Consider the following 22,318-nt stretch of genomic DNA (forward strand, 5'->3'; position numbering starts at 1 on the left):
AAAGTTCCGCTGTGACTATTGTCTCAACGGCACCGCTGGATCCGGGGCTCGGTGCGCACCGCACAGCTCGGATCGCATCCCGCGACGAACGTCGCCTCGCCGCCGCACCCGGGAATCTCGGCGGCGGCCCAGCCGGCCGTGTGCTCGCAGGTGCCGCCCGACCGCGCACAACCGCCGGCGGCCGCGTGCTCGAGCGTGATCCGGCCGTCGCAGTCGAAGTCGAAGTCGAGCCCGGTGACGTGGCCCTGCATGCGCGTCGCGAAGAGCTCGGTCTGTCCGGCATGAGCGCGCACGTCGGAGTCGTCGCAGTCGAACGCGCTCTCCGTCGGCGCTCGGGTGATCCAGGTCGCGCTCGCGCCGTCGCAGCCGGTCGTGCTCGGATCGGGCGGCTCGCAACCGGTGTAGGTCGTCGCATCGCGCGGCGCGTGACCGTCGTCGTCGCAGTCGGCGAAGTAGACCGCGACGCCGTTCTCGTCGATCGCGAGGTCGCAGTCGTCGTCTCGCCCGTTGCACGTGTCCGTCGCGCCGGGGTGCACGTCGGGGTCGGAAGGCGCGCAGTCGTTGCAGTCGTCGGCGCCGTCGAGATCCGCGTCGGGCGCGCTCATCGCGCAGCCGCTCGTCGGGTCGCACGTGTCGAAGCTGCACGCGACACCGTCGAAGCATCCGAGCTGCATGCCGGGCACACACGCTTCGTCGATGCAGCGCTCGATGCCGGTGCACACGTCGTCGTCGGAGCAGTCGTCGTCGACGAGGCACTCGGGCGGCTCTTCGCCGGCATCGGGATCACCGCCGTCCGCGCCCGCGTCCTCGACGCCCGCGTCGTGCTCCGGCGGAGCCGCGTCGTGTGTCGCCGCATCGAGGAGCGAGCCAGCGTCACCCACGCTCGCGTCGTCGTCGTCGCCGCACGCGGGGAGCACGATCACGAGCAGCAGGATCGAGCACAGCGGGATCGAACGCACTCCGACGACTGTACCCTCGAACGCGGCGCGCACGTATGTGATATCCGTTCGACGAATGCGCGCGATGGTGTTCGCCGCGGGGCTCGGGACGCGCCTGCGGCCCATGACCGACGTGCTCCCCAAGCCCGTCGTGCCGCTCTTCCATCGTCCGCTGTGCTGGTTCGCGCTCGACCATCTACGTCGCGCCGACGTCACGGACGTCGTGCTCAACACGCATCACCTCGCGGCGCGCGTCGAGGAGGCGGTCGCGAGCGCGCCGCGCATCGACGGGCTCACGGTGCGCTTCGCGCACGAGCCCACGTTGCTCGGGACCGGCGGCGGCGTGAAGCACGCGATCGGGCTGCAGTCGCGCGCGCTCGGGCGTGAGCTCGCGGACGACGACGTCGTGCTCGCGTTCAACGGCGACATCTCGTTCGCGCCGGACCTCCACGCCGCGATCGCGACCCATCGCGCGACGAACGCGATCGCCACGATGATCGTGCGCGAGGATCCCGCCGCGGCGCGCTACGGCGCGATCGAGCTCGACGAGGAACGCGTGGTGCGTCGCATGCTCGCGACGCCCGACGGAACGCTGCGCGCGACGATGTTCACCGGCGTCCACGTGCTCTCCGGGCGCGCGCTGCGCGAGCTGCCCGACGAGGGATGCATCGTCCAGCGCGGCTATCTCCCGTGGCTCGCCCGCGGCGCGCGCATCGGCGCGCACGTGGAGCGCGCGGCATGGCGTGATCTCGGCACGCCGCGCGAGTACGTCGCGGCGCATCTCGACGTGATCCGGGGCGCGCTCGCGTGGCCGGGGATCGACCCGGCGCGCGATGCGGTGCACCCCAGCGCGAGCCTCGGGGCGCGCGTCGCGCTGCACGAGACGACGGTCGGCGCGGGGGCGCGCATCGAGGACGGCGTCACGCTCGAGCGCTGCGTCGTGTGGCCGGGCACCCGAGTGACCGAATCCGCGCGCGATCTGGTCCTGCTCGGCGCCCACCGCGTTTCCGCCGTGTAACGAACGCACCCCCTGGTGGCGAATCCGTGAGCGATGGCAGTCTCTGTGGTTGCGTCGGAGTGGACGACCCCATTAGCGTCCGCCGACTCGATGCCGTGGGGGCTCAATGCGTTCTTCACTTCTGTTCTCGTTCGTCTCGTGCTCGCTGATCGTGTCCGTGGGGTGCACCGAGCCAGTCGGTGGCGGAGGCCGTCCGCGTGACAGTGGGGTGCCGACGCCCGACGGGCAGGGGCCGACGCCGTGCACTGCCGGAGGCCCCTCGAGGATCTGCCTCGGGGCCGAGGAAGTGAGCTGCAACCCGGACGGCACGGAGTCCGGCCGCCGCAACTGCAGCACGACCGGCGGCACCTGCGCGCCCGAGCTGGGCTGCGTCGCGTGCTTGCCGAGCCGCGGCATGTGCGATGGCAACACGCTGCAGCGCTGCCGCGCCGACGGCTCGGGCTACGACGTCGTGGAGACGTGCGATGCGTCCGCCGGTCTCGTCTGCAACGCGACGACCGTGATGTGCAGCTCGCCGTGCGCCGACGCGGAGGCCGCCAACTCGTACATCGGGTGCGAGTACTGGCCCGTCACGACGCTGAACTCGCAGGTCGCGCCCGACTTCCCGTTCGCCGTCGTCGTCGCGAACCCGCAGTCGAGCGCGGCGCAGGTGACCGTCACGCGCGGCACCGCGACGGTGAGCACGGTGACCGTCGCGCCCGGCGCGGTGCAGACGATCGAGCTGCCCTGGGTCAACGACCTCAAGCAGCAGCTCGCGGCCGCGAGCCCGCCCGAGCCCTCGACGCTGCTCCGCGGCGGCGGCTACCGCCTGCGCTCGACGCTGCCGGTCACCGTCTATCAGTTCAACCCGCTGGAGTACCGCATCGCGCGTGACTGCGCGGGCGAGAGCATCCTCGAGCTCGACAACGAGTGCTTCTCGTTCTCCAACGACGCGTCGCTCCTGCTGCCCTCGCACGCGCTCAGCGGCAACTACCTCGTGACCTCGGTCGCGACGCGCTACATGCGCATCACGCCCTCGGGCGGCGCCGCGCAGGAGGCGCAGAGCCCCGGATTCCTCACGATCGTCGGTGCGTCGGACACCGCGACCGAGGTGACCATCACGTTCAGCGCGCACACCCGCGCGTCGTCGGACGGCTCGAGCGTGCAGGCGTTCGCGCCCGGTCAGACCGGGACGTTCACGCTCGGCGCGGGTGACGTGCTGCAGCTCGTCGCGTCGCGCCCCGAGACCTGCACGCCGACCAGCTCGGACACGCAGAGCTCGCTCTTCGGCAGCCGTCGGATCGACTACTGCGCGGTCGGTCCCGAGTACGATCTGACGGGCACCGAGATCCGCTCGACCGGACGGCTCGCGGTGTACGGCGGTCACAACTGCGCGTTCATGCCGGCGAACCGCTGGGCGTGCGACCATCTCGAGGAGGCGCTGTTCCCCGAGGAGGCGTGGGGCCGCGAGGCGATCGTCTCGATCACGCAGCCGCTGATGAACGAGCCGAACGTCGTTCGCATCGTCTCGGCGCGCGACGGGAACATGATCACGTTCGATCCCGCGTCGACGCACGCGGCCGTCACGCTGAACCGCGGCCAGACGATCGAGTTCGAAGCGCGTCAGAGCTTCCGCGTGTCGGGCACCGAGGCGATCAGCGTCGCGCAGTTCCTCGTCGGCCAGAACTACCCGGGCATCAACTCGTCGATCGGCGACGTGGGCGATCCCTCGATGTCGCTCGCGATCCCGACCGATCAGTACCGCACCGAGTACACGTTCCTGGCGCCGAGCACGTACGAGCGCAGCTTCGTGAACGTCACGGCGCCGATGGGCGCGACCGTGACGCTCGACGGCACGACCGTCCCCGGCTTCCTCCCGGTCGGCGGCACCGGCTTCGGCGTGGCGCGCGTCGAGATCACGGGCGGCGCGCACACGATCACGAGCTCGCAGGAGTTCGGCATCGTCGTGTACGGGTTCGGCCAGTACACGAGCTACATGTACCCGGGCGGCCTCGACCTCGAGTCGATCAACGAGCCGATCTGATCCTCACGTGATCACGCGCGACGGCGCGCGATCACCTCGAAGGTCGTGTTCTTCGCGAGCACGCGCTTCAGGTGGTCGACGCGCCGTCTGCGTTTCGGCGTGCGCTCGGGCAGGAGCGCGCGATGCAGGATCTCGAGCTCGTCGCGCTCGACGAGGCGCGTGGCGTCGCGCGCCGTGAGGTGCACGGTGTGATCGGCGAACGGGCCGCCGAGATCACGCGGGAGCCCGAGCAGCGTGAGCAGTCCGTACGCGCGCGAGAGCGCGTCGTAGATCGGATGGTGCACGTGCACCGTGAAGTAGAGGACGCCGCCAGGTGCGAGGACGCGCACGAGCTCGTCGACGATCGCGGCGGGGCGCTCGGCGTGATCGATGACGTTGTCGGAGACGACGAGATCGAAGCGCGCGTCGTCGAACGGGAGGTGCTCGCCGTACGCGGCGATCGTTCGCGCCCGGGGCTGCCAGGGGAAGAGCGCGCGGTACTCGTCGGCGAGCGGATCAACGCCGATCGCATCGGGCACGCCGAGGAAGAACACGTGGCCGTGGGCGCCCGAGCCGACCTCGAGCACGCGCGTGCCCGACGTGATCGCGACGTGGGGCGCGAGCGTCGCGACGAGCGCGTTCGTCCGCGCGCTCATGATCCGCTCGATGCGCGCGTGGTCGCGGGCGATCGCCGCGGCTTTGCGGCGTTGATAGTCGAGCTGTCGCGCGATCGCGTGCGACGCGCGCTCGGAGGTCGGTCGTGCCCGGAGCTCGGCGACCCCCTCGCGGAGGCGACCGACCCCCTCGCGGAGGCGACGGAGCGCGGAGATCAGCCCTTGCCGATCCACTTCGCGAGCACGACGGTGACGTTGTCCGGTCCGCCGTTCGCGTTCGCGCGCTCGATCAGCTTCGACGCGACGCCCTTCAGATCGTTCGAGGACTGCGCGATCTCGCCGATCTCCTGATCGCTCACCGGGCCGCAGAGGCCGTCGGAGCAGAGCAGGTACACGTCACCGGGCTGCGGGGGATCGAGGCGCGTGTCGACCTTGACGGTCTCCTTCATGCCGAGCGCGCGCACGATGACGTTCTTGTGCGGGAAGTTCGCGATCTCCTCCTCCGTCAAACGCTTCATCTTGATGTAGTCGTTGAGGAGCGAGTGATCGTCGGTGAGCTGCTCGAGCTTGCCCTGACGAAGGCGATAGACGCGCGAGTCGCCCACGTGCGCGATGAGCACTCCGTCGTCGATCACGAGGATCGCGACGATGGTCGTGCCCATGCCGCGCAGGCGCGGCTCGCGCTGCGCGGCCTCGTGGATGCGCAGGTTCGCGAGCTTGATCCCGGTGATGAGCCGGTTCTCCTCGTACCCGCGCGCCTTGTCCATCTTGTACGGCCAGGTCGCCTCGGGATCCTGCGACGTCGCGGAGAAGAACTCGCGAAGCGTCTCGATCGCCATCTTGCTGGCGACCTCACCGGAGGCGTGACCACCCATGCCGTCGGCGACGAGATACAGACGCTCGTCGTCGATGAGGTCGTAGGCGTCCTCGTTGTGAGTGCGCTTCATCCCGACGTTGGTCTCGCCGGCGACGAGAACACGAGCACTGGACGCCACTTCGCGGTTCCCTCCGTTGAGCCCGTGAACGCTAACGCGGCGCCACGAACGCAGTCAATCGATGATCCAGCGCGGGCTGACCGTTCGGTCGCTCAATTGCGACGGGCTGCCTGCGCGCGATCGGCGCTGGTGCGAGCCTCGTCGCGCTCGGCATCGCGCGCGGCCGCGGCCTGCGAGCGCGCGACCTCGGCGGCGCTGATCCGCGCGGGCACGCCGTAGCGGACGATGCAGTACACCGCGCGGAACGCGTCCTTGAGCCCGATCTTCTTGCCCTCGGCGTAGGTGCGGCCGTGATAGCTGATCGGCACTTCGTAGACGCGCACGCCGAGGCCCGCGACCTTCGCGGTGAGCTCGGGCTCGATGCCGAAGCGGTTCTCCTCGAGCGTGAGCTGCTGGAGGACCTCGCGGCGGAAGACCTTGTAGCAAGTCTCCATGTCCGTGAGGTTCAGGTCGGTGAGCATGTTGCTCAGCGTCGTGAGCATGTGGTTCGCGACCGAGTGCCAGTAGTAGAGGACTCGGTGCGGGCCGCCGCCCGCGAAGCGCGAGCCGAAGACGACGTCGGCGCGATCCTCGAGCAGCGGCTGGAGCAGCTTCGGGTACTCGTTCGGGTCGTACTCGAGGTCGGCGTCCTGGATCAGCACGAAGCGGCCGCGCGCTTCCTGGAAGCCGGTGCGCAGCGCCGCGCCCTTGCCGCCGTTCTGCGCGTGCAGGACCACGCGGACGCGCGGATCGAGCGCGGGACCGCGGGTGAGCAGGTCGCGGGTGCCGTCGCTGCTGCCGTCGTCGACGACCACGACCTCGATCGAGTCGACGGGTGAGCGCAGCACGCGCTCGAGGCAGGAGTGGATGGTCCCGCGCTCGTTGTAGCAGGGGATCACGACCGACAGGACGGGCTCGCTGCTGGGCATGGACGCGGCGAGGCTAGCCGCTCGCGTGCGGCGTGGCCAGAGCCGGACGCCGTCGTGATCGAGCGCGCGGTCGTGGTAGAGGGAGGGTCCCGTGAGCGCGTACGACGAGGAGCTGGCCGGGATCGCAGCGATGGTGCGCGAGCACCTCGCGTGGGAAGAGGGCATGGGCGGCGCGGTCGTGCCGTGGGCCGACGCGAGCGAGAGCGAGATCGCGGTCGCACCGCCGCAGGGCGCGGTGTCGGCCGAAGTTGCCGGACAGCCTGCGGCGCTCGTCGCAGAGCCGGCGGCGGTCACACGGGAGCCGGCGGCGGTCACACGGGAGCCGGCGGCGGTCACACGGGAGCCGGCGGCGGTCACACGGGAGCCGGCGGCGGTCACACGGGAGCCGGCGGCGGTCACACGGGAGCCGGCGGCGGCCGCCGTCGCCGCGCTCGCGGGCGCGTCCGTGCTCTCCCCGGAGCAGAAGCGCCGCGCGCTCGAGGTGCTCGCCGCCGAGGCCGGCACCTGTCGCGCGTGTCGCTTGTGCGAGGGCCGCACGACGTCGGTGTTCTCGCGCGGCACGCCGCTCACCGAGATCGCCTTCGTCGGGGAGGGCCCGGGGTACCACGAGGACCAGCAGGGCTCCCCGTTCGTCGGCCCCGCCGGGCAGCTGCTCGATCGCATGATCGGCGCGATGGGCTTCGATCGCGACGCGGTCTACGTCTGCAACGTCGTGAAGTGCCGCCCGCCCGAGAACCGCACGCCGCTGCCCGACGAGGCCGCGGCGTGCGAGCCGTTCCTCACGAAGCAGCTCGAGATCGTCGCGCCCAAGGTGATCGTCGCGCTCGGTCGCTGCGCCGCGGAGAACCTGGGGTGCGCCGAGCCCGGGCGCTCGTGGCGCGGCATGTGGGGCACCTGGCGCGGCGTCCCCGTGATGCCGACCTATCACCCCGCGTTCCTGCTGCGCTCGCCCGAGATGAAGCGGCCGGTGTGGGAGGACCTGCAGAAGGTCCTGCAGCGCCTCGGGCGCCCGGTGCCGCCGCAGGGCTCGCGAAAGGGCTGACGCAGGGCTACATCATCGATCGATGATCCGTGCTCCCCGACCGCAGACGGCCGACGACGACGAGCTGCCCGACCTGCCCGACATCGCCGGCGACGACGAGCCGGCGGGTGATCTCGGCCTCGGCGATGCGGACGAGATCGCGGACGAGATCGACGAGGGCGACGAGACGGTCGGGCTCGACGTGTCCACCGGGATCGACGGCGAGGAGGACTTCCTCGACGCGATCGACGACGAGGACGGCGACCAGGGCTGGGACGCCGCAGAAGAGCCGCTGACCGAGGATCCCGAGCTCGACGAGGGCGAGGAGGGCGGCTGGACCGAGGGCTCGGAGGCCGCGGAGGCGCCGGGCTGGGACGCGGATCTCGACGACGCCGATCTCGACGAGGAGCGCGAGCCCTCGCTGGTGCGCGACGCCGGCGAGGAGGGCGTCGAAGAGCGCATCGAGTCGCTCGGCGACGACGACGCGCCGGTCGGCCTCCCGGCGGGAGCCTCGAGCCGAGAGGACGAGCTCGCCGACGATCTCGATCTCGAAGGGGAGGGCGAGATCGACATGTTCCCCGGCGCCGACGAGCGCCCCGAGCACCCCGCGCTGTCGCTCCCGCGCATCCCCGCGACGTCGCGCTGGCTGGGCCCCGACGACGACGCGATCCTCGCGATCGGCGGTGGGCTCGTCGGGGGACGCACGCTCTACCGGATCGAGGGCGACACGGTCTCCGAGGTCGACGCGATCGGCCTCGACGGCGACGAGCCGACGAGCCTGGTGCGCACCGCGTCGGGCGCGCTGCTCGTCGGGCTCCAGCTCGGCGGCGTCGCGCGCTCGACCGACGGAGAGCGCTTCGAGCCCGTCGAGGCGCTGCGGCGCGGCGAAGCGACGAGCGTCGGTGCGTTCCACCTGCTCGCCGAGCCGCACGCGGGCGGCGTGCGGATCTGGGGGCTCACCCGCGGTGGCGCGCTGGTCCGGAGCGACGACGAGGGCGCGACGTGGTCGCGTCCGCTGATCCCGGGCGCAGTGCTCGCGCTCGGGCACGACGTCGAGGGCGGCGTGGTCGGTGTGCTCGGCGCGCGGGGCGGTGCGATGCGGTTGATCCGCACGCGCGACGGCGGGCGCTCGTGGCGCAACGTCGCCGGTCCGACGATCGCCGGGCTCCCCGACGAGCACGAGATCTTCGTCGCCGCGCTCGGGCCGATCGTGGTGCTCACGACCGACGTTCCGGGGCTCGCGCCCTACGTCACGCGCGACGACGGACAGCGCTGGGAGGTCCTCGACGCGCTCCGCGATGCGGGCGCGATCGCGCTCGCGGCAGAGCCCTCGGGCGCCGCGCTCTACGCGGGCGTGCTCGCCGAGGGGACCGATCGCGGGCTGGTGGTGCGGGCGCCGATCGCGAGCGATGAGCGGCCCTCGATCGTCGTCGATCTCGAGGAGGTGCGCGCGAAGCACCACGTCACCGGCGCCGGGGATCCGGACGGCGATCAGCGCGTGCACGCGCTCGTGGTCGAGCGCGACGGCGAGGGCGAGACGACGCTGTGGATCGGCAGCGGCATCGGTCTCGTGAGGACGAGGGTGAAGATCGCGTGAGCGACGTCGGGCGGCGCCTGGTCGAGCGCGTGCGTCGCGGCGCGGCGCCGGGCGAGGACGCGCTGCGCAAGACGCTCGGTGTCGGCGACGAGTCGGACGACCGCGAGGTCGCGCGCGAGCTGGTCGCGGCGATCGCGCGGGGTGCCCTCTCCGATCTGCGGGTGGGTGAGCCCGAGGACGTGCGCCCAGCGGCGAGCGCCCCGGTCGACGGATCCTTCCTCGGTCGCCTCGCGGCCCGGCCCGGCGAGGATCGCCCGTGCATCCCCGAGCTCGACGACGTGCCCACGCTCGTCGCGGTGCTGCGCGGCGGGAGCCTGCAGCAGCGTCGCGCGGCCGCGCTCCGCTTCCGCGAGATGCTCGAGCGCGGTGATCTCGACGACACGCGGATCGGCACGATCGAGCAGGTGCTGATCGGGCATCGCGATCCCGACGTCGCGTTCGAGGTCACGCGCGCGCGTGCTGCGCTCCCCGGCGAGGTGGGCGACGAGGCGCGCGACGAGGACGAGCCGTGGGCCGAGCTCCTCAAGAAGCTCGAGCAGTCGATCGCGCGCTTCTGGGAAGGCGAGACCACGACCGAGCCGATCGCGGAGCTGCCGGGCGAGCAGCGCGCGTGGATCGGACTGCGCGCGCGCCTCTTGCCGGATCGCGTGATCGCGCACCTCGCGGCGGTGCTCGAGGGCAGCGATGGCGCGTCGGATCTCGCGTCGCGCCGCGCGCTCCTGCAGTCGCTCCGCTGTGCCGGCGATCCGCGCCTCCTGCCGGCGCTGGTGTCGCTGCTCGAGAGCCGCGTGTCCGATCTCGTGCCCGATGCCGCGCGCGCGCTCGCGCGCATCGACGATCCCCGCGCGCGTCCTGCGCTGGTCGCCGCGCACGAACGAAGCGTCGTCGATCTCGAGCGCGCGGTGCTCGCGGGCGCGCTCGCACTGGCGGGCGATGCGCGCGGCCTGCCGTACCTGCGCACGCTGCTGCGCGGCGACGATGCGCGCGTGGTGCTCGCCGCGGCGGAGTCGATGGAGTGGGCCGCGACCAGCGAGGACGTCGAGCTCCTGATCCGCATGCTCGATCGTCGCGATCCCGCGCTGCTCGGCGTGCTGGTGCGCGCGCTCGGGCGCATCGGCGACGGCCGCGCGCTGCGCGCGCTCGAGGCGCTCCGGGATCGCGAGCCGCCGAGCGCGCTGCTCGCGGACATCGAGGACGCGGAAGCGTCGATCCGTGCCCAGATGGATCTGCGCGGCGAAGAGCCTCCGGTGCCCGCGGAGCCGAGCTCGCTCGCGACCGCGGCGCGCGCGGGCGTGGTCGCGCGAGGGGCCGAGGAGACGTTCTGGGCGCGCCTGCAGGGCCGCTTCGATCTGCTCTTCGGTCGGCTCTGGCTCGCGATCGGCGCAGTCGGTCGTGCGATCGCGTGGTTCGAGCTCGCAGCGGCGCGCCGTCCGCGCTGGCCGGAGCCGCTCGCCGCGATCGCGCTCGCGCACGTGCGTCAGGGCGAGCCGGCGCGCGCGCTCGGCGCGTTCCGCCGCGCGATCGAGGCCAACCGCGCGTGGGTCGAGCACGAGCGCCCGGTCGTGCGCACGCTCGCGGGCGTGGTGCTCCGGCGCGCCGAGGAGATGGAGCGCGCGGGGCGTCTCGACATCGCGCGCGGGCTGCTCGACGAGGTGCTCGATCTCGATCTGCGGCGCGTGCCGAGCAACGTGCGCTTCGAGCTGCGACGCCGACGTCAGGCGCTCGCGTCGTCGGCATCGGCGGAGCCCGTATGAGCCTGCGCGACTCGGCGCGACGCGCGCTCGGCGACGATCCGATCACGCTGCCGTCGATCGTGCTCCCCGACGCGCCGCGCGCCGGGAAGGCACGCACGACCGATCGCTTCTCGATCACGCCCGAGGCGACGCGCGAGACGAGCGTGGAGCGCATCTCGCTCGACGTGCGCGTCGATGCTCGCGTCGAGCAGGTCACGCTCGTGATGCGCGACGGAGAGCTCGCGTGGTCGTGCACCGACGGGAGCGCGGGACGCGAGAGCTCTGGCGCACCCTCGTCGCCGTGGGTGCGCGCGGCGCTGCGCTGGGTGCTCGCGGAGCCGCGCCCCGAGCCGCAGCAGGCCGCGCCGCGCCCGCTTCGTCCGGTGGCCGGCGCCGCGGGCGACGACGTCGTGGAGCGCGGAAGGCCGCTCGCCGATGCCCTCGACGACGTGGTGCTCGCGGTCGTGCGGGCCGGCATCACGGGCCGCGAGTCGCCGAGCGTGCGCGAGGCGCTCGATCGCGTGGCGCGCGTGATCGTGCCGGTGCCGAACCCGGTCTCGCGCTGGATCGGCCGGCTCGAGCGCGCGATGAGCGCCGGTGACGCGCGCACCGTCGCGCGGCTGCTCGATGGCGCGACCCGCGCCGGGGACGATCTCCGCGGCGCGCGCAGCGGACCGATCGGACGCGCCCGCGCTGCCGCATGGCTCGCCGCGCACGGACCGTCGCAGCTCGAGCGCGTGATCGATCGCGCGATGATCGAGCTCGCGCGCGAGTCGCTCGATGGCATCCAGCGCGCTGCGATCGAGCGCCGCTACCTGCTCGATCTCGCGACCGGTGAGGTGCTCTGCGAGGAGCGCGCGCGCAGCGCCACGCCGCCGTCGCTCGGGCCCTGTCCGCGCTCGCTCTTCGTCGGGCTCGCGGAGATCGAGGAGGGGCCCGCGCCGCGGCGCGTGCGCATCCTGCAGTACACCGTCGCGATCGACGTGCAGCCGAGCGACCTCGAGAAGGTGCTCGCCCACGCGGTGCGTCGCGCGTCGATGCTGGTCGACGTCTACCGCGAGGCCCTCGCCGCGTCGCCTGCGCTCGCGGAGCCGGTGCAGGTGATCGGGTGCACCGGCGTCGAGGACGGGTTCCTCGTGGACGCGGTGGGCGAGCCGATCCCCATCGCGCGCGAGGAGGATCCCGGCGCGGCGGCCGCGCTCGACCAGCTCGCGAAGCAGAGCCCGCCCGCGTGGATCGTGGGGCGGCTCGTCGATCTCGAGGGCGCGGTGCGCGTGGTCCCGTGCGCGTGCGGGGACGCGACGAGCGTCGCGCGCCTTCGCTGAGCCGGGTCCGTTCGCAGCGACGGGCTCCGTCGCGATGCTGCTCGGGCTCGACGAGTGATCACATCCCGCGGAACCGCTGCTCGGGCCCTGCGGGTGCGTAGATCTGGATCGCGCGCAGTGGGCGCGTGCCGCCGCTGCGGAACGAGTGCAGCGTGCCCTCGGGCACGTAGATCGCGACGCCCGGGCCGACCGTGATCTCGCGATCGCCGACCCTCATCGTGCCCTCGCCGTCTTCGAACAAGAGGATCTCGGCGGCCTCCGCGTGCCGGTGCTCGGGCACGCTCACGTCGGGCGGACCTTCGAGCCACGAGAGCGCACCGTGCTCGGCGCCTGCGCCGTCGGCGTCGAGCAGGATGCGGATCTCCATCCGGCCTCCAGGGGCGCGCAGCGGAGGTGTCGTCGCGATCGATCCGATGCGCAGCGGGCGCACCAGCGGATCGGAGTGCGACGCGGCGACCACGCACGCGTCACCTCTCGGCCCGGGCGCGCGTGCCGGCCCGGTGCCCGCGCGTCGCGCGATCGCCATCACCGTGCGCACGCGCGTGGTGCCCGCGTTGACCGCGAGCCCATCGCCCTCGGGACCGAAGCGCACGGCGTCGCCCGCGTAGAGCGTCGCCGGCGCGTCGCTCGTCGCGATGCCGGTGCCCGTCGCCTCGAGCTGTCCCGCGCGCACGAAGAGGATCACGTCCTGGCACGTCGTCGCGGGCGGGCGGAACGCCTGTCCCGGAGGGAGCTCGAGCGTCGCGAGCATCACGCGCTGCGGTGTCGCCGGCGCGATCGCCCACTCGTGCGCGTCCCACGGCGACGGCTCGGGGCGCGGCACGGCGACGAGCGTGTCGCGGCTGAGATAGGCGCCGCCGCCGCTGCCCGTCGAGTCCGTCGCGGGCGCCGCTTCGGCCGTGCTCGCCGCCTCGCTCTGGACCGACGTGACGTACTCGCCGCCCCCCGACTCGCGCGCGCTCTCTTCTTCGCGCGCATCGCGCGGGGCGAAACCTCCGCAGCCCGCGACGCCGATCAGCCCGAGCGCGAGCAGCCCGAGCGCGACGCGACGGGCGCTCACGTCGTCGCTCCGCCGCAGCTCGAGCCCGCGCCCGCAGTGCACCCGAAGCAGTGTCGATCGAGCTCGATCGTGCGCGCCTCGAGCAAGCCGCGATCGAAGTCGCGCACGTGACGCGGCGCCGATGCGTGCACCGGCATCTCGAGCATCTGGTTGAAGTCGCAGTCGTAGAGCGTGCCGTCCCAGCCGATCGAGATCGTGCTGCGGCACATCACGCCTCGCGCGGCCGCGGGATTGAACGCGGCGACCAGCGCATCGAGATAGCGCTGCAGGTTGCCCGAGCTCTCGAGCCACTCGAGGTAGCGGCTGATCGGCATGTTCGTGATCGTGTAGAGCGCGTCGAAGGACACGCCGTGGCGCTGCTTCATCTCGCGCTTCCACTCCGTCTCGAGCGATGCCTGCGCGCCCGGCAGGAACGCTCCGACCGGGTTCGTCACGAGCACGAGGCGCAGGCCGGATCGCCCGTCTCCGTACCCGACCTCGTTGAGACGGCGCAGCGCGCGGATCGATCTCTCGTGCACTCCGTCGCCGCGCTGCCGATCGGTCGAGAGGCGCGCGTAGTGCGGCAGCGAGCACACCACCTCGACCCGGTTCTCCGCGAAGAATTCCGGCAGATCGCGGTGCGTCGGGGTCTCGAGGATCGTGAGGTTGCAGCGATCGATCACGTGCCGGCCGAGCGCGCGCACCTGCTCGACGAGCCACCGGAAGTGCGGCGTGAGCTCGGGCGCGCCGCCGGTGATGTCGACCGTGGGGATGTCGGTGCGCGCCAGCGCGTCGAGGCAGAGCTGCATCGTCTCGCGGCTCATCACCTCGCGGCGATCGGGGCCTGCATCGACGTGGCAGTGACGGCAGGTCTGGTTGCAGAGCTTGCCGACGTTGATCTGCATCACGTCGATGCGCGTCGCGCGCAACGGGCCTCCGAGCGCGTCCTCGAATTCGCGCGCGATCGGCAGCGATCGCAGCAGCGCACGCTGCGCGTCGGGGCTCGCGAGCGGCGCGCCACGGGCACGCAGCGTCGGCAGCGACTTGGGCGAGCTCACATCGAGATCCCGTTCGCCTTGTTCCGCATCTGCACGCCGTGGACGAGCGACGCGCCACCACGGATCGCCGCCGCGACGTGCACCGCCTCGGTCATCTGATCGAGGTCCGAGCCCTTCTCGAGCGCGTCCTTGCTGTACGCGTCGATGCAGTACGGGCACTGCACCGCGTGCGCGACCGCGAGCGCGATCAGCGACTTCTCGCGTGCGCTGAGCGCGCCGTCCGCGAACACCGCGCCGTACCACTCGAAGAATTTCTTGGAGAGCTCGGGGGCGTTCTCGCCCACCTCACCGAAACGTCCCAGGTCGTGCTCGTCGTAGTAGTGCGGGCGGTGCATCGCGGGGTCCTCCGTGTGCGCGCACGGTACCGCGAAAGTGTGTCCAAAATCGGCTCGCTGGCGGAGGGCACTCCCGTCCGCGTGCTCCGCACGCTTCCGTGCGGGCCCTCCGCCGGCGAGTCGGCTGTAGGAGAGTTGGGGACGCCTCGAATAGACAGTCGAAACTGCCGTGCAGGAGGTCGTCCCCGTGGGCAAGCGTACCTATCGAACCGTCGAGATCCAACACGTCGACGCGAGCAAGCTCGCCAGTGCGCTCGGAGCGAGCTGCATCGTCGCGATCGACCTCGCGAAGACGAAGATGTTCGCTGGCTTCGCGAGCGCAGCGGGTCGCTGCGTCGAGATCGTGCGCTTCGAGCATCCGAAGCAGACGCGACTGTTCCTCGAGCTGCTCTGCCGTCTCCGCGAGCTCGGCGTCGCGCTCGAGGTCGCGATGGAGCCGACGGGCGTCTACGGCGACGCGCTCCGCTACCAGCTCACGCTGCGCGAGATTCCCGTGTTCCGCGTGGACGCCAAGAAGGTCCACGATGCAGCCGAGCTGCTCGACGGAGTGCCGAGCCTGCACGACGCCAAGGCGTGCACGCTGCTCGCGCATCTCCACGCGCAAGGCATCTCGAAGCGCTGGAAAGAGCGGAGCGCAGTCCAGAGGGCGATGCGCAGTCTGATCGACGAGCGCGACCTCTACGCTCGACCTTTCGAGACCGCGTACGGACGGCTCGAAGCGCTCGTCGCGCGTCACTGGCCCGAGCTCTCCCAGCACCTCGACATGGACGCCGCGTGGCACCTGCACTTGCTCTGCGAGATGCCCGGGCCTGCCGAGGTCCGCGCCAGACGCGGCGATGCGGTCGAGCTGCTCCGACGCGTCTCGCGCGCGGCGCTCTCCTTCGAGCGCATCGAGCAGATCGTCGGCTGCGCCGTCGGCTCGCTCGGCGAGTCGATGCACGATCAGGAGCGCTCGTTCCTTCGCTCGCTCGCACGTCACATGCTCTCGTTGCGCGAGCACATCCGCGATGTCGACAAGCGCATCGAAGCCGAGCTCGCCAATCATCGCGAGCTCCACTCGATGCGCGCCGCGTTCGGTGCCGTCACGACCGCTGCGCTCGTCGCCGACCTCGGCAATCCCGCCGACTACGAATCGTCCGCGTCCTTCGAGAAGGCGATGGGCCTCAACCTCAGGGTCCAGAGCAGCGGCAACAACGCCGGGCAGCACACGATCCACATCACGAAACGCGGCCCCGGACGGGCGCGTAGGTATCTCTTCCTCGCGGCGCTGCGCTTCGTGCAGAGCGACCCCGTCGCGCGTGAGTGGTACCGAGCGCGAAAGGGCTACCGCGCCGAGATCAAGCTCAAGGCAGTCGTCGCGCTGATGCGGAAGCTCGCGCGCGCGATGGTGCACGTCGCGCGAGGAGCGCCCTTCGATGCGACCAAGCTCTTCGACACACGATCGATGACCGCCGTGACCGCGTCGCCTTCACGCGACGCGGGCCAATCTTCGCTCGTCGGCTCCTGACGGCGAGCTTCGCGCTCTCTTCCCTTCGCTTCCGCTCCAAGGCGCGAAGATCGAGCGGGTGACGCTCACCTGGAGTGCTGGAGCCCCGAGAGGCTGCACCGCGAGTCCCAGCGCACCCTCGAGATCGACGCGGCGGGCGAAATGCCCAACGAGGCCGACCCGACGCCGCTCACGTGGACGTCCGACAAGACAGTTCGGGCCTATCCGTCCCGTCGCTCTCCGATCCGACCGCCTGAAGCCACCGCACACCAAGCCTCGTTCGCGGCGAGTCACCTCGCGCAAGAAGGGCCCGGTGTGCGGATCAGCGGGTGCGAGAAGCGCCCGATCCGTCGATCACGCGCGTCCGCACTTGACTACGACAGCACTCCGGCTGGACGCTGCTGCGAATTGGGAGCGCGCGGCGCAGTCGGGCTAGCGTCGCCGGCGTGGTGCCCTCCGGCCTCGACAGCACGCTCCAGGATCCCGACCCGTCGCCTCCGGCTGCGCGTCGTCGGGGCGGGAGCGGGCTGCACGCGATGCGCGCGCCGCGGAACCGATGCGCGACGTGCGGGCACGACTTCCCGCCCTCGTACGTCGTGTGCCCGCGGGACGCGACGCCGCTCGGCGTCGCGGGGCAGGGCGGCGATCCGCTGGTCGGCGTGGTGCTCGCGGGCACGTACCGGCTCGCGCGCACGATCGGACGCGGCGGGATGGGTCGGCTCTACGAGGCCGAGCACACGCGCCTCGATCGCCGCTTCGCGGTGAAGGTCCTGCACGAGTCGCACGCCGACAAGCCCGAGGCGGTGCGTCGCTTCGAGCGCGAGGCGAGCGCGCTGGCGCGGATCCGATCGGACTTCGTGCTCGACGTGGTCGACGTGCTGCGCACGCCCGACGGGCGCACCGCGATCGTGACCGGTCTGCTCGAGGGCGAGGATCTCCAGCGACGCCTCGATCGCTCGCAGCGCGTGCCCGCTTCCGAGGCGATCGCGATCGCGCGTCAGGTCTGTCGAGGCCTCGCCGCCGCGCACGCGGCGAGCGTGGTGCACCGCGATCTGAAGCCCTCGAACCTCTTCCTCGAGGCCGCGCCCGACGGGCGTCTCGCGGTGAAGATCCTCGACTTCGGCGTCGCGAAGCTGACCGGCGAGGACGAGATGACCCGCACCGGCGTGGTGCTCGGGACGCCGGCGTACATGGCGCCCGAGCAGGCGCGCGGCAGCTCGGCCGCCGATCCTCGCAGCGACGTGTACGCCGTGGGCGCGGTGCTCTACCGCATGCTCACCGGGCGCATGCCGTACGAAGGCGCCGACCCCGGCGCGACGCTCGCGCGCCTGCTGATCGAGCCTCCGCCGCGACCGCGATCGATCGCGGCCGACGTGCCGGTCGCGCTCGAGGTCGTGATCCAGCGCGCGATGGCCCGCGATCCCGCGGAGCGTCCCGCGAGCGCGCTCGAGCTCGAGACCGCGCTCGCCGCGCTCGCGACCGTCGAGGACGCACCGCTCGCGTCGGCCTTCGGGATGCGCGCCGAGCGCGAGGATCCGAGCACGCTCGCGCTGCCCCAGGGCACGATCGAGCGCGCCGAGCACATCGAGCGCGACGCGAAGCGCGCACGGCCTCTCGCCGCGCTGCTCGCGATCGTGGCGTGCCTCGCGAGCGGCGCCGCGACGGCGGCGATCCTCGGCGCGATCGCGTCGTGGCCCGAGGGCTCGATCGATGCCGGCGAAGCGCGGGTCGCGCTCTCTCGCGCCCTCGCGATCGTCGGTGGGCTCGCGGCCGCGATCGCGTGTGCGGTGGGCGTCGCGCGCTGGCTGCAGCCCCGCTGGTCGAGCGCACCGGCGGTGCAGCACGCGAGCGCACGTCTGTCCGCGAGCGTGCAGCTCGGGCTCTCGCTCGCGGGCGGCGCCGCGCTGCTCGGCCTCGCGCGCGCGTCGATCGCCGGACTGCGCTTCGAGGTCGCGCCCGCGATGGTGATCGTGGTGCTCGCGCTCGCGGCCGTCACCTCGCTCATGGTGCTGCGCCGCAGGGCGTGACCTCCGTGTGTGTGGCGCGGCGTCGTGCCGCAGGTGGGACGCATCGTCCTCACCGCTCACGCGCGATCGTGGACCGGGGCCCCGCGAACCCGGGCACGCTGCCTGCGACGCTCGAGCCTTCGAACACCGAGCTCGCGCTGCGAGCGATCCGCGCTCGGGCCGCGCGATGGAGCACATCCCCCACCTCGATCAGCTCGCGCTCGTCGCCGGCCTCGGCGTGCTGGTCTCGGTGCTGCTCGCGAAGCTGCGCCTTCCCGCGGTCGCAGGGCTCCTCTTCGCGGGCGCGCTCGCCGGGCCGCGCGGCCTCGCGCTGGTCGTGTCCACCGACGCGATCGCCGCGCTCGCCGAGATCGGGGTGATGTTCCTGCTCTTCTCGATCGGCCTCGAGCTCTCGCTCGAGCGGCTCCGCGCGATCCTGCGCGACGCGGCGGTCGGCGGCGTGCTGCAGGTGACGCTCACGATCGCGGTCACGTTCATGATCGCTCGCGCGCTCGGCCACGGCATCGCCGCCTCGGTGCTCTACGGGTTCGTGTTCGCGCTCTCGAGCACCGCGATCGTGCTGCGCACGCTGACCGAGCGCCGCGAGCTCGACGCGCCGCACGGCCGCTTCCTCGTCGGCGCGCTGATCCTCCAGGATCTGTGCGTCGTGCCCATGGTGCTCGTCGTGCCCGTGCTCGCGCGCGGCGGCGAGGCGATCGACGCCGGCGCCGAGATGGCGTGGGCGCTCGTGAAAGCGGGCGTGCTCGTCGCGGCAGTGCTGCTCGTCTCGCGGTGGCTGGTGCCGCGCGCGCTGGCGTGGGTCGACTCGAGCGGAAGCCGCGAGGTCTTCCTGCTCGCGGTGCTGGGCCTGTGCCTCGGCACCGCGTGGCTCACGTCGCTGGTCGGGCTCTCGCTCGCGCTCGGCGCGTTCCTCGCCGGGATGATGCTCGCCGAGACCGACTTCGGCGATCGGGCGCTCGGCGACGTGCTCCCGCTGCGCGACGCGTTCGTCAGCATCTTCTTCGTCTCGCTCGGGATGCTCTTCGACGTGCAGGTGGTGCTCGATCACCCGCTCGAGATCGCGCTGCTCCTGCTCGCGTTCGTGCTCGGAAAGGGCCTGATCGCGACGTTCGCCGCGCTGGTGATGCGGTTCCCCGCGCGCGCCGCGTGGCTCGCGGGCGTGGGCCTCGCGAACTTCGGGGAGTTCGGGTTCGTGCTCGCGAACCTCGGCCTCGAGCGCCGCGTGATCGCGCCCCACGACACGCAGCTGCTGCTCGGCGCCGGCATCCTCAGCATGTTCCTCACGCCGCTGCTCTCCACGCTCGCACCGCGGATCCCCGCAGAGCGCGCGCTCGCGCCCTTCGCGCACCTGCTGCGCGCACGACCGCTCCGCGAGCTCGAGGTGTGCCCCGCACGATCGGGGCACGTCGTCGTCGCGGGCAGCGGCATGGGCGGGCGGCTCGTCGCGGACGCGCTCGCGCGCTGCGGGATCGGGCACGTCGTGATCGACTCCGACGCCCAGAGCGCGCGCACCGCGCGCGATCGCGGCGAGGCCGTGGTCTATGGCGAGCCGACGAGCCGCACGGTGCTCGCCCACGCGGGCCTGGGATCGGCCAGCGCGCTCGTGCTGGTCGGCACCGATCCCTCGGCGGTCGCCCGCGCGGTGACCGCAGCGCGCGCGATCGCACCCAAGGTTCCGATCCTCGTGCGCGCCCACTACGTGCGCGAGGGCGCGAGCCTCGAGGAGCGCGGCGCGAGCGACGTCGTCTCCGACGAGATCGAGACCGGTGTCGAGATCGTCGCGCGCGTGCTCCGCAGGCTCGAGGTGCCGCGCAACGTGATCGAGGCGCGCCTGCGCGAGGCGCGCAGCGAGCTGCCCGAGGAGTGCGCGCGACGCTCCGCGACGCTCCCGCGCAACGTGCTCGGCGCGTCCACGGAGCTCTCGCAGATGAAGGTGGACAGCCTCGAGGTGCACTCGGGGTCGCACGCGGAGGGACGCACCCTCGTCGAGCTCGATCTGCGTCGTCGCTCCGGCGTCACCGCGTTCGCGCTGCGGCGCAACGGTGGGATCGTCGACGCTCGCGGGCTCGCGACCACCGCGTTGCATCGTGGTGACGTGCTCTTCGTCGTGGGCACCAGCGAGGCGGTCCGGGTCGCGAGCGACGTGCTCGAGCACGGCGACGCGGACCCGAGTTGATCAACCGATCTCGTCGAGCGACCAGAACGCAGGTCGGGGCAGCGCGCGGAACGCCGCGAGCAGCTCGCGCGCGTCGGCGAACCGCGTGCGCGGGTTCTTCGCGAGCGCGCGCGCCACGAGCTCCTCGAGCTCCTCTCGGAACACGACGTCGTCGCGCATCGCCGAGAGCGCCGGCGGCTGCTGCAGCGCGTGCGCGCGCAGCACGTCCACGACCTCCTCGGCGACGAAGGGCCAGCTCCCCGTGAGCAGCTCGAAGAGCAGCACGCCCGCCGAGTACACGTCGCTGCGTGCATCGACGCTCGGACCGAAGACCTGCTCGGGCGCGACGTACGCCGGCGTGCCCACGAACGAGCCTCGCGACGTGAGCGTCGTCTCCGCGCCGAACGCGACGCGGTCGTGGAACTTCGCGAGCCCGAAGTCGAGCAGCTTCGCGTGCGGCACGCCGCCCGGGCCCTCGCCGACGATCACGTTCCCCGGCTTCACGTCGCGGTGGAGGATCCCCACCTCGTGGGCATGCGCGAGCGCGGAGATCACCTGATCCGCGATCGTCAGCGCGAGCGCGGGCGCGAGCCGCGCGTGCTGCAGCATCGCGTCGAGCGACACCCCGGTCGCGAGCTCGGTCACGAGGTACGTGCCGAGCGGATCCACGCCGAGATCGAAGACCTCGAGCACGTGCGGATGACGCAGCGCCGCCAGCGCGCGTCCCTCGCGCTCGAGGCGCTTCGTGAGCTCCTCGGTCGCCGCGCTCGCGGGGATGATCTTGATCGCGACCACGCGTCCGTCGGGCTCGCGCGTCGCGCGGTGCACCGAGCCCATCGTGCCTTCGCCGATGCGTGCCTCGATGCGGTATCGACCTCCGACGAGCGTGCCTGTCGCGATCTCGTCGGGCATCCGTCCGGCAGCGTACACCACGACGATCAGGGCGCGCTGGCCGCAGGGAAGGGCGTCGGCACGGTCGCGCCGCGGACGTCGACGACGCGCAGCGCGCCCGCGCTCGGCGCCACCGCGACCGTGGAGCGGCTCGGGCCCGCGCCGCTCGTGCCCCACGCCCGCCAGTGCACGACGTAGCCGTCCCCGCGCTCGTCGGTGAGGCTCGTCATCGTCGACGGAACGGACGACGAGGGCGCGCACGACGCCGCGCCGAAGAGCGCGCGATCGCGCGCGTAGTCACGACCGAGCAGCGTCCCGCGCGACATCGTCTCGGCGCGCCCCGCACCGATCGCGACGCCGACCCACGCGATGCATCCACTCGTCGGTGCCACGCCCGCGGGCGGGCTGATGAACGCGACGCTCCCCGCGGCGTGGAAGTCCTGGACGATCTCGTCGCGCGGCTCCCATCCACGCGCGCGCCACAGCGCCTCCGCCTCCGCGTGCGCGAGCACGATCTCGGGCGAGAGCCCGCTCGCGCTCACGTCCGTGGGCGTGATCCCGGGGAGCTGCCACACCGCGATCGTCGCCATGCCGGTGCCGGTCGCGCGCACCGACGTCGTGTCGCACGCCGCGATCGTGACCACGCTCGGATCGGATGCGGGCACCGCGCCGTCGGGCCCATCCACCGCGAGCAGGCTCGCGTTGCCCACGCCGAGCACCGCGACGATCCCGCACGCGCCCTCGAGCCCGCGGATCGCGCTCTCGAACGGCAACGAGCGCCCGTGCGAGTCGTCCGCGACCTCGACCTGCACGTAGCCGCGGGCCGCGAGCGCGTCCTCGAGCGCCACCCGCGCCGCGTGCGCGTCGGGCACCGCGGGCATCGCGTACGCCGGCCGCGCCCGGGTCGCGTCGCGCCAGCCGAGCTCCTCGATCGCCGCGGCCGCGCCCACGAAGGGCTCGCTCCCCGCGGGCCCCGGCCCGATCGCGTTGGGCACGCACGACGTGCACGAGCGCGTGCACGTCGCGACCAGCGTCATCGACGCCAGGCACAGCGCGCCGAAGATCGCTCCGATCGCGAGCCCCGCCCCTCGTGGTCCGACCTTGCCCGGCTCTCCGCGCGCCATCGCGCGAAGCATACGGAGATCACGAGGCGATCTTGCGGTGATGTCGTGGAGG

18 protein-coding genes are annotated in these 22,318 nt (G+C 72.5%); 9 read left to right on the forward strand and 9 right to left on the reverse strand.

The window, feature by feature from the left end; genetic code table 11:
- Positions 1 to 23: 23 nt before the first annotated feature.
- Complete coding sequence (locus I5071_RS11540) at positions 24 to 959, reverse strand: putative metal-binding motif-containing protein (RefSeq protein WP_236605482.1); 936 nt, start codon at positions 957 to 959, stop codon at positions 24 to 26.
- Positions 960 to 1,014: 55 nt separating this feature from the next.
- On the opposite strand from I5071_RS11540, the gene I5071_RS11545 reads away from it, so the two are divergent.
- Positions 1,015 to 1,956 carry a nucleotidyltransferase family protein gene (locus I5071_RS11545; protein ID WP_236605483.1) on the forward strand — a complete coding sequence of 314 codons (942 nt, stop codon included), beginning with the start codon at positions 1,015 to 1,017 and terminating at the stop codon, positions 1,954 to 1,956.
- Between the two features lie 208 nt (positions 1,957 to 2,164).
- Entirely contained in the window at positions 2,165 to 3,979 is a 1,815-nt protein-coding gene (locus I5071_RS11550) for an IgGFc-binding protein (RefSeq protein WP_236605484.1), read from the forward strand.
- An 11-nt stretch (positions 3,980 to 3,990) separates the two neighbouring features.
- On the opposite strand, the gene I5071_RS11555 is transcribed toward I5071_RS11550, so the two are convergent.
- The 3 genes from I5071_RS11555 to I5071_RS11565 form a co-directional block, all read right to left on the reverse strand.
- A complete protein-coding gene (locus tag I5071_RS11555; RefSeq protein WP_236605485.1) occupies positions 3,991 to 4,806 on the reverse strand; it encodes a class I SAM-dependent methyltransferase in 816 nt (271 codons plus the stop codon).
- Positions 4,788 to 5,519, reverse strand: a complete 732-nt coding sequence (locus tag I5071_RS11560) for a Stp1/IreP family PP2C-type Ser/Thr phosphatase (RefSeq protein ID WP_053234268.1) — start codon at positions 5,517 to 5,519, stop codon at positions 4,788 to 4,790. Before I5071_RS11560 ends, I5071_RS11555 begins: the two co-directional genes overlap by 19 nt.
- Before the next feature lie 140 nt (positions 5,520 to 5,659).
- Positions 5,660 to 6,475, reverse strand: a complete 816-nt coding sequence (locus tag I5071_RS11565; protein WP_236605486.1) for a glycosyltransferase family 2 protein — start codon at positions 6,473 to 6,475, stop codon at positions 5,660 to 5,662.
- Positions 6,476 to 6,566: 91 nt separating this feature from the next.
- Between I5071_RS11565 and I5071_RS11570 the strand changes: the two genes are divergently transcribed.
- From I5071_RS11570 to I5071_RS11585, 4 genes are read left to right on the forward strand one after another with little or no spacing between them, the layout of a single operon-like run.
- Positions 6,567 to 7,517, forward strand: a complete 951-nt coding sequence (locus tag I5071_RS11570) for a uracil-DNA glycosylase (protein WP_236605487.1) — start codon at positions 6,567 to 6,569, stop codon at positions 7,515 to 7,517.
- 22 nt (positions 7,518 to 7,539) lie between these two features.
- Positions 7,540 to 9,093, forward strand: a complete 1,554-nt coding sequence (locus I5071_RS11575; RefSeq protein ID WP_236605488.1) for a hypothetical protein — start codon at positions 7,540 to 7,542, stop codon at positions 9,091 to 9,093.
- On the forward strand, positions 9,090 to 10,847 hold the full coding sequence (locus I5071_RS11580; RefSeq protein ID WP_236605489.1) for a hypothetical protein: 1,758 nt from the start codon (positions 9,090 to 9,092) through the stop codon (positions 10,845 to 10,847). The genes I5071_RS11575 and I5071_RS11580 overlap by 4 nt, the downstream gene beginning before the upstream one ends.
- Positions 10,844 to 12,151 (forward strand): hypothetical protein, encoded by a 1,308-nt coding sequence (locus I5071_RS11585; RefSeq protein WP_236605490.1) that lies wholly within the window; start codon positions 10,844 to 10,846, stop codon positions 12,149 to 12,151. The genes I5071_RS11580 and I5071_RS11585 overlap by 4 nt, the downstream gene beginning before the upstream one ends.
- A gap of 58 nt (positions 12,152 to 12,209) precedes the next feature.
- Here I5071_RS11585 and I5071_RS11590 read toward each other — a convergent pair whose 3' ends face one another.
- The 3 genes from I5071_RS11590 to I5071_RS11600 are packed head-to-tail and all read right to left on the reverse strand — an operon-like array spanning position 12,210 to position 14,583.
- Positions 12,210 to 13,211, reverse strand: a complete 1,002-nt coding sequence (locus I5071_RS11590; RefSeq protein WP_236605491.1) for a cupin domain-containing protein — start codon at positions 13,209 to 13,211, stop codon at positions 12,210 to 12,212.
- Complete coding sequence (arsS, locus tag I5071_RS11595; RefSeq protein ID WP_236605492.1) at positions 13,208 to 14,248, reverse strand: arsenosugar biosynthesis radical SAM (seleno)protein ArsS; 1,041 nt, start codon at positions 14,246 to 14,248, stop codon at positions 13,208 to 13,210. Before arsS ends, I5071_RS11590 begins: the two co-directional genes overlap by 4 nt.
- Positions 14,245 to 14,583 (reverse strand): arsenosugar biosynthesis-associated peroxidase-like protein, encoded by a 339-nt coding sequence (locus tag I5071_RS11600; protein WP_236605493.1) that lies wholly within the window; start codon positions 14,581 to 14,583, stop codon positions 14,245 to 14,247. Before I5071_RS11600 ends, arsS begins: the two co-directional genes overlap by 4 nt.
- Positions 14,584 to 14,770: 187 nt before the next feature.
- On the opposite strand from I5071_RS11600, the gene I5071_RS11605 reads away from it, so the two are divergent.
- The 3 genes from I5071_RS11605 to I5071_RS11615 all read left to right on the forward strand — a co-directional run bounded on the left by I5071_RS11605 (position 14,771) and on the right by I5071_RS11615 (position 20,272).
- Positions 14,771 to 16,090 carry a transposase gene (locus I5071_RS11605; RefSeq protein WP_236604129.1) on the forward strand — a complete coding sequence of 440 codons (1,320 nt, stop codon included), beginning with the start codon at positions 14,771 to 14,773 and terminating at the stop codon, positions 16,088 to 16,090.
- A gap of 425 nt (positions 16,091 to 16,515) precedes the next feature.
- Positions 16,516 to 18,096 (forward strand): serine/threonine-protein kinase, encoded by a 1,581-nt coding sequence (locus I5071_RS11610; RefSeq protein WP_236605494.1) that lies wholly within the window; start codon positions 16,516 to 16,518, stop codon positions 18,094 to 18,096.
- 166 nt (positions 18,097 to 18,262) lie between these two features.
- Complete coding sequence (locus tag I5071_RS11615; protein WP_236605495.1) at positions 18,263 to 20,272, forward strand: cation:proton antiporter; 2,010 nt, start codon at positions 18,263 to 18,265, stop codon at positions 20,270 to 20,272.
- On the opposite strand, the gene I5071_RS11620 is transcribed toward I5071_RS11615, so the two are convergent.
- Together I5071_RS11620 and I5071_RS11625 are read right to left on the reverse strand one after the other, a co-directional pair.
- Positions 20,273 to 21,163 carry a serine/threonine-protein kinase gene (locus I5071_RS11620; protein WP_236605496.1) on the reverse strand — a complete coding sequence of 297 codons (891 nt, stop codon included), beginning with the start codon at positions 21,161 to 21,163 and terminating at the stop codon, positions 20,273 to 20,275.
- A 26-nt stretch (positions 21,164 to 21,189) separates the two neighbouring features.
- The gene (locus I5071_RS11625) at positions 21,190 to 22,266 is read right to left on the reverse strand and encodes a hypothetical protein (protein ID WP_236605497.1); all 1,077 of its coding nucleotides are present in this window, start codon (positions 22,264 to 22,266) and stop codon (positions 21,190 to 21,192) included.
- Positions 22,267 to 22,318: the final 52 nt, after the last annotated feature.

The sequence above is a fragment of the Sandaracinus amylolyticus genome (assembly GCF_021631985.1).
Taxonomy (GTDB): Bacteria; Myxococcota_A; Polyangia; order Polyangiales; family Sandaracinaceae; genus Sandaracinus; species Sandaracinus amylolyticus_A.